Annotated in this window: 18 protein-coding genes and 1 pseudogene; 3 read left to right on the forward strand and 16 right to left on the reverse strand. The window is 38.3% G+C overall.

The features are described 5' to 3' along the window. Positions 1-5: 5 nt before the first annotated feature. The 3 genes from DPV92_RS06645 to DPV92_RS06655 form a co-directional block, all read right to left on the reverse strand. Positions 6-716, reverse strand: a complete 711-nt coding sequence (locus DPV92_RS06645) for an SIR2 family NAD-dependent protein deacylase (protein ID WP_111354200.1) — start codon at positions 714-716, stop codon at positions 6-8. 3 nt (positions 717-719) lie between these two features. Then, positions 720-1,610 carry a 5' nucleotidase, NT5C type gene (locus tag DPV92_RS06650; protein ID WP_111354201.1) on the reverse strand — a complete coding sequence of 297 codons (891 nt, stop codon included), beginning with the start codon at positions 1,608-1,610 and terminating at the stop codon, positions 720-722. Between the two features lie 161 nt (positions 1,611-1,771). After that, positions 1,772-3,070: an L-cysteine desulfidase family protein gene (locus DPV92_RS06655; RefSeq protein WP_111354202.1), complete on the reverse strand. Its 1,299-nt coding sequence runs from the start codon at positions 3,068-3,070 to the stop codon at positions 1,772-1,774. Positions 3,071-3,195: 125 nt separating this feature from the next. Between DPV92_RS06655 and DPV92_RS06660 the strand changes: the two genes are divergently transcribed. Then, positions 3,196-3,738 carry a ComEA family DNA-binding protein gene (locus DPV92_RS06660; RefSeq protein WP_111354203.1) on the forward strand — a complete coding sequence of 181 codons (543 nt, stop codon included), beginning with the start codon at positions 3,196-3,198 and terminating at the stop codon, positions 3,736-3,738. An 87-nt stretch (positions 3,739-3,825) separates the two neighbouring features. Here the strand turns inward: DPV92_RS06660 and DPV92_RS06665 are convergent, their stop codons facing one another. Both DPV92_RS06665 and DPV92_RS06670 read right to left on the reverse strand, forming a co-directional pair. Beyond that, positions 3,826-7,275 carry an acyl-[ACP]--phospholipid O-acyltransferase gene (locus DPV92_RS06665; RefSeq protein ID WP_111354204.1) on the reverse strand — a complete coding sequence of 1,150 codons (3,450 nt, stop codon included), beginning with the start codon at positions 7,273-7,275 and terminating at the stop codon, positions 3,826-3,828. Next, positions 7,272-7,913, reverse strand: coding sequence for a MerR family transcriptional regulator (locus tag DPV92_RS06670; RefSeq protein WP_111354205.1), 642 nt, complete (start codon positions 7,911-7,913; stop codon positions 7,272-7,274). Before DPV92_RS06670 ends, DPV92_RS06665 begins: the two co-directional genes overlap by 4 nt. A gap of 206 nt (positions 7,914-8,119) precedes the next feature. Here DPV92_RS06670 and DPV92_RS06675 point away from each other — a divergent pair, with 206 nt between their 5' ends. Together DPV92_RS06675 and DPV92_RS06680 are read left to right on the forward strand one after the other, a co-directional pair. Beyond that, entirely contained in the window at positions 8,120-8,749 is a 630-nt protein-coding gene (locus DPV92_RS06675) for an FKBP-type peptidyl-prolyl cis-trans isomerase (protein WP_111354206.1), read from the forward strand. A 228-nt stretch (positions 8,750-8,977) separates the two neighbouring features. Next, positions 8,978-9,211 (forward strand): annotated as a pseudogene (locus tag DPV92_RS06680) (glutamine--fructose-6-phosphate transaminase (isomerizing)); the annotation flags it as partial. Between the two features lie 133 nt (positions 9,212-9,344). Here DPV92_RS06680 and DPV92_RS06685 read toward each other — a convergent pair. From DPV92_RS06685 to rplB, 11 genes are all read right to left on the reverse strand, one after another. Next, complete coding sequence (locus tag DPV92_RS06685) at positions 9,345-10,523, reverse strand: hypothetical protein (protein WP_111354207.1); 1,179 nt, start codon at positions 10,521-10,523, stop codon at positions 9,345-9,347. Between the two features lie 63 nt (positions 10,524-10,586). Beyond that, positions 10,587-11,258 carry an NERD domain-containing protein gene (locus DPV92_RS06690; protein WP_111354208.1) on the reverse strand — a complete coding sequence of 224 codons (672 nt, stop codon included), beginning with the start codon at positions 11,256-11,258 and terminating at the stop codon, positions 10,587-10,589. Positions 11,259-11,376: 118 nt separating this feature from the next. Next, complete coding sequence (locus DPV92_RS09860) at positions 11,377-11,541, reverse strand: hypothetical protein (protein WP_192574186.1); 165 nt, start codon at positions 11,539-11,541, stop codon at positions 11,377-11,379. A gap of 10 nt (positions 11,542-11,551) precedes the next feature. Next, complete coding sequence (locus tag DPV92_RS06695; RefSeq protein WP_111354209.1) at positions 11,552-11,836, reverse strand: hypothetical protein; 285 nt, start codon at positions 11,834-11,836, stop codon at positions 11,552-11,554. A 182-nt stretch (positions 11,837-12,018) separates the two neighbouring features. Further along, positions 12,019-12,273, reverse strand: a complete 255-nt coding sequence (gene rpsQ / locus DPV92_RS06700; RefSeq protein WP_005706413.1) for a 30S ribosomal protein S17 — start codon at positions 12,271-12,273, stop codon at positions 12,019-12,021. Next, positions 12,273-12,464: a 50S ribosomal protein L29 gene (rpmC, locus tag DPV92_RS06705; RefSeq protein ID WP_005706394.1), complete on the reverse strand. Its 192-nt coding sequence runs from the start codon at positions 12,462-12,464 to the stop codon at positions 12,273-12,275. The genes rpsQ and rpmC overlap by 1 nt, the downstream gene beginning before the upstream one ends. Next, complete coding sequence (gene rplP, locus DPV92_RS06710; protein ID WP_005706445.1) at positions 12,464-12,874, reverse strand: 50S ribosomal protein L16; 411 nt, start codon at positions 12,872-12,874, stop codon at positions 12,464-12,466. Before rplP ends, rpmC begins: the two co-directional genes overlap by 1 nt. A 13-nt stretch (positions 12,875-12,887) precedes the next feature. After that, positions 12,888-13,595 carry a 30S ribosomal protein S3 gene (gene rpsC / locus DPV92_RS06715; protein WP_005706400.1) on the reverse strand — a complete coding sequence of 236 codons (708 nt, stop codon included), beginning with the start codon at positions 13,593-13,595 and terminating at the stop codon, positions 12,888-12,890. Positions 13,596-13,612: 17 nt separating this feature from the next. Further along, the gene (rplV, locus tag DPV92_RS06720; RefSeq protein WP_005706427.1) at positions 13,613-13,945 is read right to left on the reverse strand and encodes a 50S ribosomal protein L22; all 333 of its coding nucleotides are present in this window, start codon (positions 13,943-13,945) and stop codon (positions 13,613-13,615) included. A 10-nt stretch (positions 13,946-13,955) separates the two neighbouring features. Continuing rightward, a complete protein-coding gene (gene rpsS / locus DPV92_RS06725) occupies positions 13,956-14,231 on the reverse strand; it encodes a 30S ribosomal protein S19 (protein ID WP_005539416.1) in 276 nt (91 codons plus the stop codon). A gap of 27 nt (positions 14,232-14,258) precedes the next feature. Continuing rightward, the gene (rplB, locus tag DPV92_RS06730) at positions 14,259-15,080 is read right to left on the reverse strand and encodes a 50S ribosomal protein L2 (protein WP_005706404.1); all 822 of its coding nucleotides are present in this window, start codon (positions 15,078-15,080) and stop codon (positions 14,259-14,261) included. Positions 15,081-15,085 lie beyond the last annotated feature (5 nt).

A 15,085-nucleotide genomic window follows, 5' to 3' on the forward strand; every position in this document is an offset into this window, starting at 1 on the left:
TTTTTCTATGGTTTTTTAATTTTCTCCAATAACTCAGCTACTACTTTCGGAACACCCTCACCCGCTTTTTCTTTTATTGCAATCACTTTCTTGCGAACAAATCCTGTATTAGGATTAGGATCGATCAAATAGAGAAGTGAACCATATGGAGCAAGATTTACCAATCCATTAGCTGGATAAACCTGTAATGACGTGCCAATAACAATCACAATATCTGCCTTTTTCACTAACTTTTCTGCTTTAGGAAACATGGGTACATTTTCCCCAAAAAAGACTATATGTGGGCGCATTGGATGACCGTGATTATCCTTATCCTCTAACAGTTGATCACCCAAACATGGAACAATGTAATCGGTATTAAAACTACTGCGAGCTTTGTTCAGTTCACCATGTAAATGGAGTACGTTAGTACTTCCCGCTCGCTCATGTAAATCATCCACATTTTGAGTGATTATATGAACTTCATAAAACGTTTCCAATTCAACTAAAGCCAAGTGTGCTGCATTAGGCTCTGCAGCTTGAGCATTACGACGTCGTTCATTATAAAACGCCAATACTTTTGCTCGGTTTTTCTTTAAGGCTTCAGGCGTGCAGACTTCTTCTACTTTATGCCCTGCCCACAAGCCATCTTCCGCTCTAAAAGTTGGAATACCACTTTCGGCACTTATGCCAGCACCCGTTAATACCACGCAAATTGGTTTCTTTTTCGCCGTCATTTTTCACGCTCTTTTTTCTTCTAAAATTTCATCAATCTGTCTATCTCTCGCCATCATGCCAAATATATTCCCCGCTTTATAAAGGGGTTGATAACTATAGCTTTCAATGTGCAAAAATGGCTTATCTGAAAGGCATTGGAAATATTGTTTTAGCTGTGATTTTGAGCGTAATAACACGTCATATTCTGCTTGAATATGAGCACACATAGCTTCAATACGCATTTTAAACTCATCACTGAGATAAGGGCTGATAATTAAATAGACCGTTTTCTGTTCGGTTGCTGTTTCATCCGCATAAACACATGCCAAATTAAACACTTGCCATTTATATCGATCTGCAAAAGCACCAATGACTCGGCTTTGCTCCTCACTTTCAACTTGCACAAGAGCGGCTGGCTTTTTCAAGCAATCTTGCAAAATATCACTTGGCGTAAAAGGTCCGCAGCCTAAGTAAGATAATACACAATTCCAATTAGCAAACTGTTCTGTACCAAAATGAACATGTTCGCCTTGAAATTTGTCAGCACCATTTTTAGTGCGATCATCAATTAAATAATCACCTTGGTTGAGATTTTTATGATGGGATAAAATCAATCGTTTGTATAAGGCTGAACCTTTTTCTTCACCGAAATAATGTTGAATCCATTTTACTTTATCGCTCCAAGCGGATGGATTATGCCAAGGAGCGGTAGAAAGTGCATAAATATGATATTTCTTCATCAATTTATGGACAGCAGAAATCGCGTTTGACATGGGTTCCATTAAGCTAAAAATGCCCTCGACTTCATCATATCGCCCCTCATACTCTAGTTTCGTTTTCTCATCTAATTTTGCAATACCAGACAGAAAATCAACCATCACATTATCCATATCAATATAAACAATTTTCTTCATTTTAATGCCCTCTCTGTTGATGGCTTAATGATAAAAGATGAAGCGACAATTCATGTCGTTAGGTATTTTTGTCTAAATAAGTACGGTCAATTTCTTGATAATCTTTACCAATTCAGTTGTGCTTCTTGGCAGCAAGAGCACCGATTTGACCGCTTGTATTTTTAGCTTTTCGGCTTACTCACCATTATTTCAATCACTTGTCTATCCGTATACTGCATACTTCGGCTGGCAATCGCACAGAGGTTGTTGATTGAACGGTCGATTTGGTGTTCGACAATCCCTTCATTGCCTGTGACTTGCGTATTATCTAATGCCATTAAAATCGATTTATAGCTAGAAGTTACACTGGTAGAAACCTTCATCGCACAGCTGTTAGCTGCACCATCGCAAATGATGCCGCTGATATCGCCGATCATACTGCTGATAGCCATACTAATCGCATCGAAACTCTCGGTCAGCAACCATGCAACACCTGCACAACTGCCCATAGCTGCAGTGGTTACCGCACACAATGCAGAGAGTTTAGGTAGTTTACTGTGAATATAAATCGCCATTAAATGCGAAAGGAATAAGGCGCGAATGAGCTGTTCTTCACTGGCGTTCATATGGCGAGCGACCACTACCACTGGCATCGTGGCGGTAATGCCTTGGTTGCCTGAGCCTGAGTTACTCATCGCTGGTAAATTTGCCCCGCCCATTCTAGCATCGCTCGCTGCAGTGGTTTCAATCACAATGCGGTTAAGCAAATCATCACTAATCAACCCTCTCCCAATTTGCTTTTGCAAGGTTCGTCCAATATGTAAGCCGTAATCGACTCGCAAGCCTTCTTGCGAAAGGGCAGAATTCAGTTCTGCAGCACGTTGGATAAAACGAATTTTCTCTAAATCAACCCACAGTGAGAAATCATACATATCTTTGGCTGTGAGTTCTGAAAACACAGAAGGCGCATTACCGTTATCGACTAAGCAAGGCACGGAAAACAGAACTTCTCCGTTTTTCTCAATATAAATAACGTTGGTGTGATGAGCGGCGATACGAACCGTTACGCTATCATTGGCTGCAAATAGCGTTGCTTCAGAATATAAAATATGTTCAGTATTAGAAATAGTAACGTTAACCAGATTTTGGTTGAGCATCGCTTTTGCCAGCGCAACTTGTTCTGCTGAGATCGCTTTTAATACCTCTAAACCTGCCTGATGATCGCCTCCAATGGCGCCTATTGCTGCCGCCATTGGGAGCCCCACCATACCCGTATTGGGCACCATAACGCCCATTCCGTTTTTCATTAAGTTAGGGGACACTTTCGCCTCAATACGTTCAGGCAATTTGCCTAAATAATGGCAAGCGGTTGCAGAGGCAAGCGCTAAAGAAATGGGTTCAGTACAACCCAATGCGGGTACAACTTCTTCTTGTACAATGCGTAAAATATTTTGTTCAATGGTCTGGTCAAAGGTTCTCATCGTTTTCTCTTGCTTATAAAACACACAACTAAAAATTTTAAATGAACTTCATTTAGCTAAACAGGTCTTATTGTACAGTTTTTTTCATTATGATTAACCCTCATTTCCCCATTTAAGGACAAAAAATGAAACCATTAAAAGCACTATTAGCCTTTGCCGTTGCAATGACTGCAACCTCTTCTTTTGCTGAAACAGCAAACCCACTAGCCACCTTTAAACAAGAGGCAAAAACAGCGATTAACAACGAACTTTCTTCAGAGAAAAAAGCGGTTACCCAAACTGAAACTTCAGCAGCAACCGATATGAGCAAAATGAAAAATGCGGTTGTAGAAAAAGCAAAATCGGAAGTAAAAGCGGTCAAAAATGATGCAAAAACAGCACGTGAAACGTTAAATTCAGTAAAAACGGAAGCAACAGAAAAAGTAGATGCTGCTAAATCTGCAACGAAAAATGCCGTAGCAAAAGCAGAAAAAGCAGCAAAAATTAATATCAACAAAGCAGATGCCGCAACGTTACAAAAATTAAGCGGTATTGGTGAAGCAAAAGCCAAAGCAATTGTTGAATATCGTAACAAAGTAGGCAAAATCAAAAATGCTGCGGAATTAAGCAAAATCTCAGGCATTGGTGATTCAACCATTGAGAAAATCAGCCCATATTTAACGTTCTAACCTTATTCCAAATACGATAAAGACCTCACAAGCGGTACATTTTTTGCAAAGCTTTGCAAAATTTATACCGCTTTTTTCATAGGTTGATTATCTAGTAAGCATTACTGCCAACGCTTTTGCCCCTTTGAAATCAACTTTACCAGATCCCAACAATGGAATTTCATCAACCAACAGAACTCGGCTTGGCAACATAATTGGTAGCACGTTGAGTGATTTAATTCGCGCATTGATTTCCTCTAAACTTAGTGCCGATTTCACCAACAAGACAATGTTCTCGCCTTTTTTATCATCTTCCACCTCAACTGCGACAAATTGATTTTCATCATTTAGCACTTGAGCGATATTTTCTTCAACCGAGCCAAGGCTAATCATTTCACCACCTATTTTGGCAAAGCGGGAATAGCGGTCGACAATGGTCACAAAGCCATTTTCATCAATATGCCCTTTATCGCCCGTTTTGTAGTAACGCACGCCATCCAGCTCGGCAATCACTTCTGTCGTTTTTTCTGGATCATTCAAGTAACCTTTCATTACCTGACCGCCACCAATCAGAATTAAGCCATCTTCACCCACAGGCAATTCTTCCAGCGTATTTAGATCGACAATTTTTATGATCGTACCTGGTAATGGCATACCCACAGAGCCCACCTTATTGAAGCTAAACTCTTTTAACGTATCTGGGTCAAGAATATTTGGCATATTCACGCTTGCCACTGGGGTGGTTTCGGTTGCACCATACCCTTCGTAGATCTCTAAACCAAATTTCAAGCGGAATGCTTCTTTCACATCTGGTTTGAGTTTTTCCGCTCCTGCAATCACCATTCGCACACTTTGCAACATCAACGGATGAAGTTTTTTGTTACGCGTATATAAGCGGAAGAAAGTTGATGTGCCAAACAGGATGCTGACGTTATGTCTTGCACACATTTTACCCACTTCTGCCCCATCGGTCGGGTCAGCAACGCTTACCATTTTAATCCCTTCGCAAAGTGGCAATAAGGTTGTAACCGTTAAGCCGAAAGAGTGGAAAATTGGCAATGAATTTAAAATCACATCCTCTTTGTGGAAATTGAGCAATTCACTTACTTGTTTGATGTTGGTGAGTAAATTTTTATGGCTAATTTCAATGCCTTTCGGGTCGCCTTCACTGCCACTACTAAATAAGATTACTGCGGTATCACTTAATCGAATTTCTGCAAAGTACATCAATTTAATCCACCACGCTGGCGCAAGTAATGCCGTGAGCATCGCTTTCATTTTTTCACCTTTGGTAAATTGTTTTGCAATTTCGTCCGCTTGTAATAACTTGCCTGCCAACACTTCATCGAAACAGGAGCCTTTTGCATTTAGTTTGTTGAGGAATTTCTCGGCTGAAATCACATGCTCAATTTCAGCTTTGGCAAGTGCTTTTGCCATCACTTCAGGGCTTAGCGTATAGTTTAGGTTTACAGACACCTTGCCGATAATCATCAATGCCATATTCACAATTGCTCCAATCGCGGAGCTTGGTAACAACACGCCCACGTTTTTCGCATCACCAAGTTGTGTTTTCAACGCCTTACTCATCAATAACACTGCGGTAATGAATTTCAAGTTGTTGAGTTTAATACCTTGACTATCCACCACGCACTCTTTAAACAAATTCGCTTTTGCGTTATTAAGCCAGTGATGCGTAAGCGGTTTGCGTTTCTGCATCACTTTTTCCCACACAGAATAAGAGAGCTCCAGCACTTTTTGTTTCATCGCAGTTGCATCAATAAAGCCGTGAATTGGCTTACCGAATGCCACCAAGATTTCACGTTTGCCTTGGCGTTTGGTTAAGTTTTTATAGAAGCTATTCGCACGTGAGAAACTACTGCCCCATAAGCCACGTAAATAAAATGGCACGGTGGTCACATTTTCTAAATTTTTTAACACGTGCTCAAAACCTTTTTTGAACTCATTGATTTGACCGTTATAGCTAATATGACCTTCAGGGAACAACGCTACTACTTCACCGTTTTGAAGATATTTACGAATAGTTTCAATTGACTCACGGCTTGAGCCAGCCCCAATTGGAATGACTTTAAAAATGCGTAAGAACCAAGTGAGATACCATTTGTTGTAAATCGGACGGAACATCACAAATTTAATTGCACGTGGGCTTGCGGCTTGTAACACGAGCCAGTCGATCCAGCTGATATGGTTTCCTAGCAACAACACGCCACCACTTTGCGGTAAGTTTTTCAACCCTTCCACGTGGAAACGGTAGTTTGTTTTCAACAATGGTAATAACAACAAGCGGGTGAATAAGTGCGGAAGTTGCCACATTGCATAAAAACTGCCTAGCAAGCAAACCACTGATACGGTTAAGAATAAACCTGTGGTTGAAACGCTAAACTTTACAAATAGAATGCTAAGCAGCAAGAAGCCAACCATAAAGACATTTTGCACAAAGTTGTTGCCCGCCATAATTTTGCCGCTGATTTTTTCAGGGGCAAAATATTGGATGGTTGCATTTAACGGCACGATAAATAATCCACCGAAGAAACCAAATCCAAAAGAGCAAAGCATTAACATTGCGTTGTTTTGCACAAGCGTTAAGCAAAAAAGCGAAATGAAAATCCCTAATGCTCCAACGGGTACAATCCCAAGTTCAATGTGTAATTTTGATGCTTTGCCCGCAAGGTATGATCCCACGATTAAACCTAAACCGCTTACCGCAAGGATGGCTTGGATGATAACCGCATTATCTGCGTTAAACTGCGCTTTATAGTGTGCCGGGAAAGCCGCCACAATTACTTGCGATACGCCCCAGAACAGGCTTAACCCAATCACACTTAACCAGATATTTTTATCTGAACGCAAGGTGCGGATATTATCGCGTAAGTAGCCTAGCGAAAGGTATTTCGACATTGCAAATTTTTCTTCATTTTCGACCGCTTGTTGGCTGAAGAAAGGAATTTTGAAAGCAAAGAATGCTTCTAATGCACTAAATGCAACTAAAGCAACACCAATCCACCACACACTTTGCAGCACAGTATTCGGCTCACTTGAAGCAACATAATGGCTTTCAAATAAAATCGAGAATGCAAAAGAGCTAAACAAAATTGCCACAATGGTCAACGCTTGAATAACCCCATTTGCAAAACCAATGTTTTCCGTGCCTACAATCGATTTAATAATGCTGTATTTTGCAGGCGAATAAACCGCACTTTGTGCTGCAAGCACAAGGGTTAACGCAAAAGCAAGATAAAACTGCCCGATAAGATAACTCACTAAAATAGCCCCGCTAATACCAACGGCTGCAAGGCTACTCCAACGAATCACTTTAGTTCGGCAGAATTTATCGTTAATAAAGGCAGATGGAGAGAAAAGGAAGATAAACGGCAATAAAATCATTGCGTTGATTAGTGCGGTTAACACCACCAAAGTGTTACCCTCAAAACTTTTGAGTAGCACATTTTGGATAGTGATTTTATGGGCAAGATCAACACTTGCATTTAAAAAGGCAATGGCTAAATAGGGCAAAAAGCCGGCGTGTTTTAAGAGTTTCATAATTGAATCTCCTGTTGATAAACCGCTAAGGTTTTCATATTAAGAAGGTAAGGTTTTACCACCAGCAATAAATCAAAAAGGTGTTTTAATCTTTCATCTTTTTGCTCATTTTCTTTAATGGCAGAAAGTGTGAGATCAACTTCTTGCAGAGCTAATGTTTTTGCTGCTTGCAGGTAGCTATTTAACATCGCACGTTCCGCTTCATTACAACGGCAAATAATCGCTAAAATTTCTCGCTCTTTGCCCGTAAAAATACCATTACGAGGGTTTAACAAGCCTTCATCTACCATTTGGTTTAAAGCCTGTTCAGAAATCTCAAACTCTTGGCAAAGTGATTCAGGCGAGAAGGTTTCGTTTTCTGCACCCATAATAATGCCAATCAATGAAATCAAGCTCTCATAAGGGTTTTGCCAATCAAATTCAGAATGGGCAAACAAATCTTTGATTTGTGAAATAGAAGCATTAAAGTTAGTTTGCAGATATTTGATAAATGCCAACAATGACACACATCGTTCATCATAAAGATGAAAGTTCGGCTTATCTTTTACAGGTTCAGGCAACAACCCCTCTTTAACATAATAAAGAATGGTGGATTTCGGCGTTTGGCTGAACTTCACCAAATCATTCATTTTGAGCATAAAAACTCCTTTTCATAAAATCGTATTGATTAAATTGGCTGCTATTTTAATCTCTTTAAAATAAAAGTAAAGAGTAACACTTTACACATTTAGTAAAATTTGTAAATTTATTTTGAAATTAAACCGCTTTTTTCTTGCTTTGCCTTGTATTCACCAAATTCAGCCCCATAACTGACAAATCTTAAATTAAATAGAAGGAACAAAAAATGGCATTAGATTTCAACTCAGTGAAATTCGACAGCGTAGAAGCAAAAGGTGGCTACGGTATTGGTTTACAAATTGGTCAGCAACTTTTAGGTAGCGGAATGGATGTGGATGCAGAAACGGTCGCACGAGGTATCTATGATGTGTTAAACCAAAACCCACCAGCATTAGATTTAAACGAAGTGACACAAGCACTTCAAACATTAAGCCAACGTGCAGAAGAAGCCCAAATGGCAGCATTCAAAGCGTTAGATGAAGAGAACAAAGCATTCTTAGAAGAAAACAAAAAAGCAGCAAGCGTGAAAACAACTGAAAGCGGTTTACAATACGAAGTATTAAGCGAAGGCACTGGCGAAACACCAAAAGCAGACAGCACCGTTCGTGTTCACTACACAGGTTCTTTAATTGATGGTACGGTTTTCGACAGTTCAGTAAAACGTGGCACACCAGCTGAATTCCCAGTAAATGGCGTTATCAAAGGTTGGACTGAAGCATTACAAATGATGCCAGTTGGCTCAAAATGGCGTTTAACCATCCCGCACGAATTAGCTTACGGCGAACGCGGTGCGGGTGCATCAATTCCTCCATTTGCAACATTAGTATTTGAAGTAGAATTGTTGGATATTATTTAATTTCTCCATAATTCATAAATAAAGGCGAACATCGTGTTCGCCTTATTTTTTACTTCCTTGACCCTAAATAAATCACCAATAGTGTTAAGCCTACCCCGCACCATTGCCATAAATCAATCTGCTTATCTTAATAGAAATAGTCGATTAACAATGCCGCCATGAGTTCGGAAAGCAGCAACAAGCCCGTTAAGCCAAACGACAACAACGAAATTGCATAGGCAATCGGGAAAAGTGAAATCTAACATTGAAGAAGTGAAAGCACGCGGCGGTCAATTATTTATCTTCGCCGACCACGATGCAGGCTTAGGCTACAAAAGCTTGGTGTTCCCGAAAGTTGATGAAGTAACTGTTCCAATTTTCTACACCGCACCACTGCAACTACTCTCATACCACGTTGCGTTAATTAAAGGGACTGATGTGGATCAGCCACGTAACCTCGCGAAATCGGTGACGGTTGAGTAATTTGAAAGAATAAAACAAGCGGTCATTTTCCTGATGCGATTTGCAAATTAATGTGGAGAAATGTTCGCCTGTTTCCAGTTTCTATAAACACAGGAATAGTAGACAAAATAGTTACAAATCTACTTAAAAATTTTTATATATTCTTATTTCTCCTTATATATTTATACGCAAATTTCTCTCCATGAAAATCAAGAAAAATTAGACTAACATCTATTAGAATAGTCAACCACATAGAAACAAATATTGACATGCCTAGGCTTAATATAAGCAAACCAGAAAATCTTAATATATGAATTCCCCATTCAAATTTCTGCATAATAATTTTTGTAACTAAACATAACACCACACAACATACAATCAACAAACCCCAAGTCAATATAGAAGCATTATTCACTAGATGATATATCGTGGGAACAAACAAAAAAATAGCGAGAATAGTATAAAACATAGGAATACTTTCTCTCAAGAAAGATATTGTTACCTCTTTTTGATTATCTTCAATCATATTACGAACTTCATTAGAGAAAGAATTGAGTTTTATTAGATACTCATTCCCCCATTTATATATCTCCTGCTCTAAAAAATCAATATAAAAAGAATCAAATTCTTTGGATTCTTGAATTAAATTAGGAAACTCAGAATTAAAATCTCTAGACAACAACATAAGCTCTTTTTGAATATTTTCATCTTGTATTACTTTATTTTCAAATTTGTTATTTAATAAACATAATCTATCATTAAAAATATCTTTCTTAGATAAAACATTCTCTTTCCTTACTTTCTTTTCCTGTTCTTTATTTTCTCGCTCTAATCGTTTTCTTTCATTTTCTAATAGAATTTTTTTATTTTGAGAATGCTTTTCCTCTTCTAATTTACATTCTATATTATTAATAATCTCATTCAACTCACCATTAATACTATTAAACCAACTTGGGTTCTTATAAATTGATCTTAAAAATTTAAATCTTTTATCACTTTCAATCAGACTAATATCTTCTTCAAATTCTAAGATTAATTTCTCTATATGCTCCCTAGCATATTCAGTATAACCACCATATTCAGTATAACCACCATATTCAGACACTACATCAAATTTATATTGCATCGTTCTAATTGAATAATTAATGCTATCTATAAGGTTAGGAATGATATCTTTAACAACCCTATTATAATTATCCTTTATATCATCTAAAATATACTCTTCAATATCCTTTTTATTATAACTTCTTAATTTAGAAATTGACTCTTTTAATTCTGTGTTTTTTTCATAATCAACCCTAACATCATTAATTAAGGAAGAATAGTCATTCAATTGTTTTTGTCTAACCTTTAACTTTGATAATAAATTATATATCTCTTCTTTTAATTCAGAGTTTTATTCTTTATTTTTCAATTTTATATTATTATTGATAATTACATACGGTTCTAAATTTAAATAAAGTGATAATAATTCAATATCTCTACCTGAAAGATCGGAATTATTATGGAAACTATCAATAGTATCATGAAAATGAACCATATCAGAAACTTTAAAACTTTTTCTAATACTTAAATCTAGCATAGTTTCATTAATATAATCCAATTGCATTATTGGCTGTGTAAATAAAACACAACCAAATATTTTTGTGAAAGCAAAGTTTATGTTTTTAATATTACCAATTTTTCTATCCATTAATAGATTCACCAACCCAATTTTGTTCCTAAGGATTTGTTTATATGGATTCTTTTGGCTTCCTCCCTTTCCTTTACGTTGCTCTTTATCATCAGCGAATGCCCACTCATCATCTTTTCCACATTTTATCAATGCACCGCCATAGCCCTTTACATCAACGACAGTGAGTGTTCCATTTATATAAATAAGAATATCAATATTATAAAGCTCATCTCTTCCTTTTTTAGCATTATATGCACTAAAATCCACCCCTCCGAGAACATAGACTTCATCTTTTTTATTATGATAAATACCATGTAATTGTTTACATATTTTTATAAATGTATCATTTTCTGAAGTATGAATTGCTTTAGAACGATATGCACAAAATGCCATTATTTTATTCCTTATATAAAAATAGGTGTTATAAATAACACCTATTATTTTTACTTAGCTTACTTTATTATCCTATTAAATAATAAAATTTCATCTAATATGATCTCAAATTAAATTTTTATTTAGTGCGTTTTTGATCACCAGCTTTTTGCGCCGGTGTTCTATCAGCTCCCTTATTTGTTCGATGATCATGACTACCATCTTTTTTAGAACCACCATAAGCAACCATCCCTACAGTATCCTTAACTGGCGGATGGCTACTGAAAAAATCGAAAATTCCCATTTACATTCTCCTATTTTTTCTCATCTTTCCCGAATAAAGCGAACAAAGTTACACCTAATGTAGCCACTGAGGCAACTCTGCCATCAAGAGAATTTGTGCAGCTTGGGCAAAGTTCATCGTCCCAAATTTCTCCACCCTTTGCATAATTATTACATCCAGGCATTCTACAAATATAAATAAAATTCTTACATTCTGGACACTTACATTTATCCCGACGCAAATAATTAGTTTCTATTGTGCTTGCTTTAATAAATTCATTACAAAATGGACATAATCCTTTTGCTTTAATTGCCATAAATAATCTCACTTAAATGATTTAGATTAAATTTCTTGACATTCAAAAATATATTTCTAGCCATTCTAGCCTCTAGCCTCTAGCCTCTAGCCTCTAGCCTGTCAATAGGCTATCTCAAACATATTAAAAGCAATAAAAAAGCCCTCCAGCATTGCTGCTAGAGGGCTTAATTTATTTGCTGATTAAGCTACTGCTTTCTCAACAACACGAACTAAAGTGTGTGCTTTTGTTTTTGAAACAGGACGACATTCCTTGATTTCAACTACATCACCTAATTTAGCTTCGTTGTTTTCATCATGTACGTGTAATTTAGTTGTACGACGGATAAATTTACCGTATAACGGGTGTTTTACCGTACGTTCAATTGCAACAACAAATGATTTGTCCATTTTGTCGCTTACTACTTTACCTTGTACTGTGCGAATTTTATCAGTCATTACTCACCCGCCTTCTCGGTTAATACAGTTTTAACTTGTGCAATACTACGACGCACTTGTTTTAACTGGTGGGTTTGTTGAAGCTGACCGGTGGCTGCTTGCATACGCAATTTGAATTGTTCACCTAAAAGGTTTACTAACTCAGCATTCAGCTCTTCAACATTTTTGTTACGTAGTTCTTGAGCTTTCATTACATCACCGTCTTAGTTACAAATGTGGTTTTCATTGGTAATTTCGCTGCCGCTAATGCAAATGCTTGACGCGCGATTTCTTCAGAAACACCATCCATTTCATATAATACTTTACCCGGTTGGATTAAAGCTACCCAGTACTCAACGTTACCTTTACCTTTACCCATACGGACTTCTAATGGTTTTTCAGTAATTGGTTTATCTGGGAACACACGGATCCAGATTTTACCTTGACGTTTAACTGCACGAGTCATCGCTCGACGCGCTGCTTCGATTTGACGTGCTGTTAAACGACCACGACCAACTGCTTTTAAACCGAATGTACCGAAGCTCACTTCAGTACCGCCCGCGATACCACGGTTACGGCCTTTGTGTACTTTACGGAATTTTGTGCGTTTTGGTTGTAACATTCAGTGATTCTCCTTATTTACGACCTTTGCCACGTGGCGCCTTTTTAGGCTGTGCCGCTGGTTCTTTTTCAGATTCGATCACTGCCGCCATACCACCAAGAATTTCACCTTTGAAGATCCAAACTTTAACGCCGATTACGCCGTAAGTTGTGTGAGCTTCTGCAGTGTTATAATCGATGTCTGCACGAAGAGTATGTAGAGGTACACGACCTTCACGATACCATTCTGAGCGAGCAATTTCTGCACCACCTAAACGACCGCTAACTTCAACTTTGATACCTTTAGCACCTAATTTCATTGCGTTTTGTACTGCACGTTTCATTGCACGGCGGAACATAACACGACGCTCAAGTTGAGAAGCGATGCTATCTGCTACTAATTTCGCATCTAGCTCTGGTTTTTTCACTTCAGCGATGTTGATTTGTGCTGGAACGCCTGCGATTTTCGCTACTGCGTTACGTAATTTTTCAACATCTTCGCCTTTTTTACCGATAACGATACCAGGACGAGCTGTGTGGATAGTTACACGAATGCTTTTCGCAGGACGTTCAATAGTGATACGTGATACTGAAGCGTTCGCTAACTCTTTGTTTAAGAATTTACGTACTTTGAAGTCGCCGTCTAAGTTATCAGCGAAATCTTGTGTATTCGCGAACCAAGTAGAGTTCCAAGGTTTAACAATACCAAGGCGAATACCATTAGGATGTACTTTCTGACCCATTGTTATTCTCCTACTGATTAACGATCTGATACAACCACAGTGATGTGGCTAGTACGTTTTAAAATACGATCTGCACGACCTTTTGCACGTGGCATAACACGTTTCATGCTTGGACCTTCATCAACGAAAATCTTAGCAACTTTAAGATCATCTACATCTGCACCGTCATTGTGCTCTGCGTTTGCGATAGCTGATTCTAATACTTTCTTAACTAAAGCCGCTGCTTTTTTGTTAGTAAAAGTTAAGATTTCTAATGCTGCAGAAACTTTTTTACCGCGAATTAAATCAGCAACTAAGCGAGCTTTTTGGGCAGAAGTACGAGCGTAACGATGTTTAGCAATAGTTTCCATCTTTTACCTCTTATTTCTTAGCTTTCTTATCTGCGGCGTGACCGCGGTATGTACGAGTCGGTGCAAATTCACCAAGTTTATGACCGATCATTTCGTCTGATACATAAACTGGAACGTGCTGACGACCATTATGGACTGCGATGGTCAAACCAATCATTGATGGAATGATCATTGAACGACGGGACCAAGTTTTAATTGGTTTTTTATCCCCGCTTTCCACCGCCTTCTCTACCTTCTTCAACAAGTGTAGGTCAAGGAAAGGACCTTTCTTGAGAGAACGTGGCATGGGTTATCCTCTTTTTAATGAATAAAATTATTTGCCACGACGACGTACGATGTATTTATCAGTACGTTTGTTGTGACGAGTTTTCTTACCTTTGGTTTGAACGCCCCAAGGTGTAACTGGATGTTTACCAAAGTTACGGCCTTCACCACCACCGTGTGGGTGGTCTACTGGGTTCATTGCAGTACCACGAACTGTTGGGCGAACGCCTCTCCAGCGGTTAGCACCTGCTTTACCAAGAACGCGAAGCATATGTTCAGAGTTACCTACTTCACCGATTGTTGCGAAACAATCAGCTAATACTTTACGCATTTCGCCTGAACGAAGACGTAAAGTTACATAGTTACCTTCACGTGCGATAATTTGTACGCTAGCACCCGCAGAACGTGCAATTTGACCACCTTTACCAGGTTTTAATTCCACGTTGTGTACAGTTGTACCAACTGGGATGTTACGCATAGGTAATGCGTTACCTACTTTAATCGGAGCTGAAGCACCTGCTTGAATCGTATCACCAGCAGATAAACCTTTTGGTGCTAAGATATAACGGCGTTCACCATCTTTATAAAGAACTAACGCAATGTTAGCAGAACGGTTTGGATCGTATTCTAAACGCTCAACTACCGCTGGGATTTCTAACTTGTTACGTTTGAAATCAACTAAACGATAATGTTGTTTGTGACCACCACCGATGTGGCGGGTCGTGATACGACCTAAGTTGTTACGACCACCAGTCTTAGATTTAGTATCTAAAAGTGCAGCGAAAGGTTTCCCTTTGTGAAGTTCTGCATTAACAACTTTAACTACATGACGACGACCAGCGGAGGTCGGCTTACATTTAACGATAGCCATAGTTT

Source organism: Pseudohaemophilus paraphrohaemolyticus (assembly GCF_003253115.1).
GTDB lineage: Bacteria > Pseudomonadota > Gammaproteobacteria > Enterobacterales > Pasteurellaceae > Haemophilus_A > Haemophilus_A paraphrohaemolyticus_A.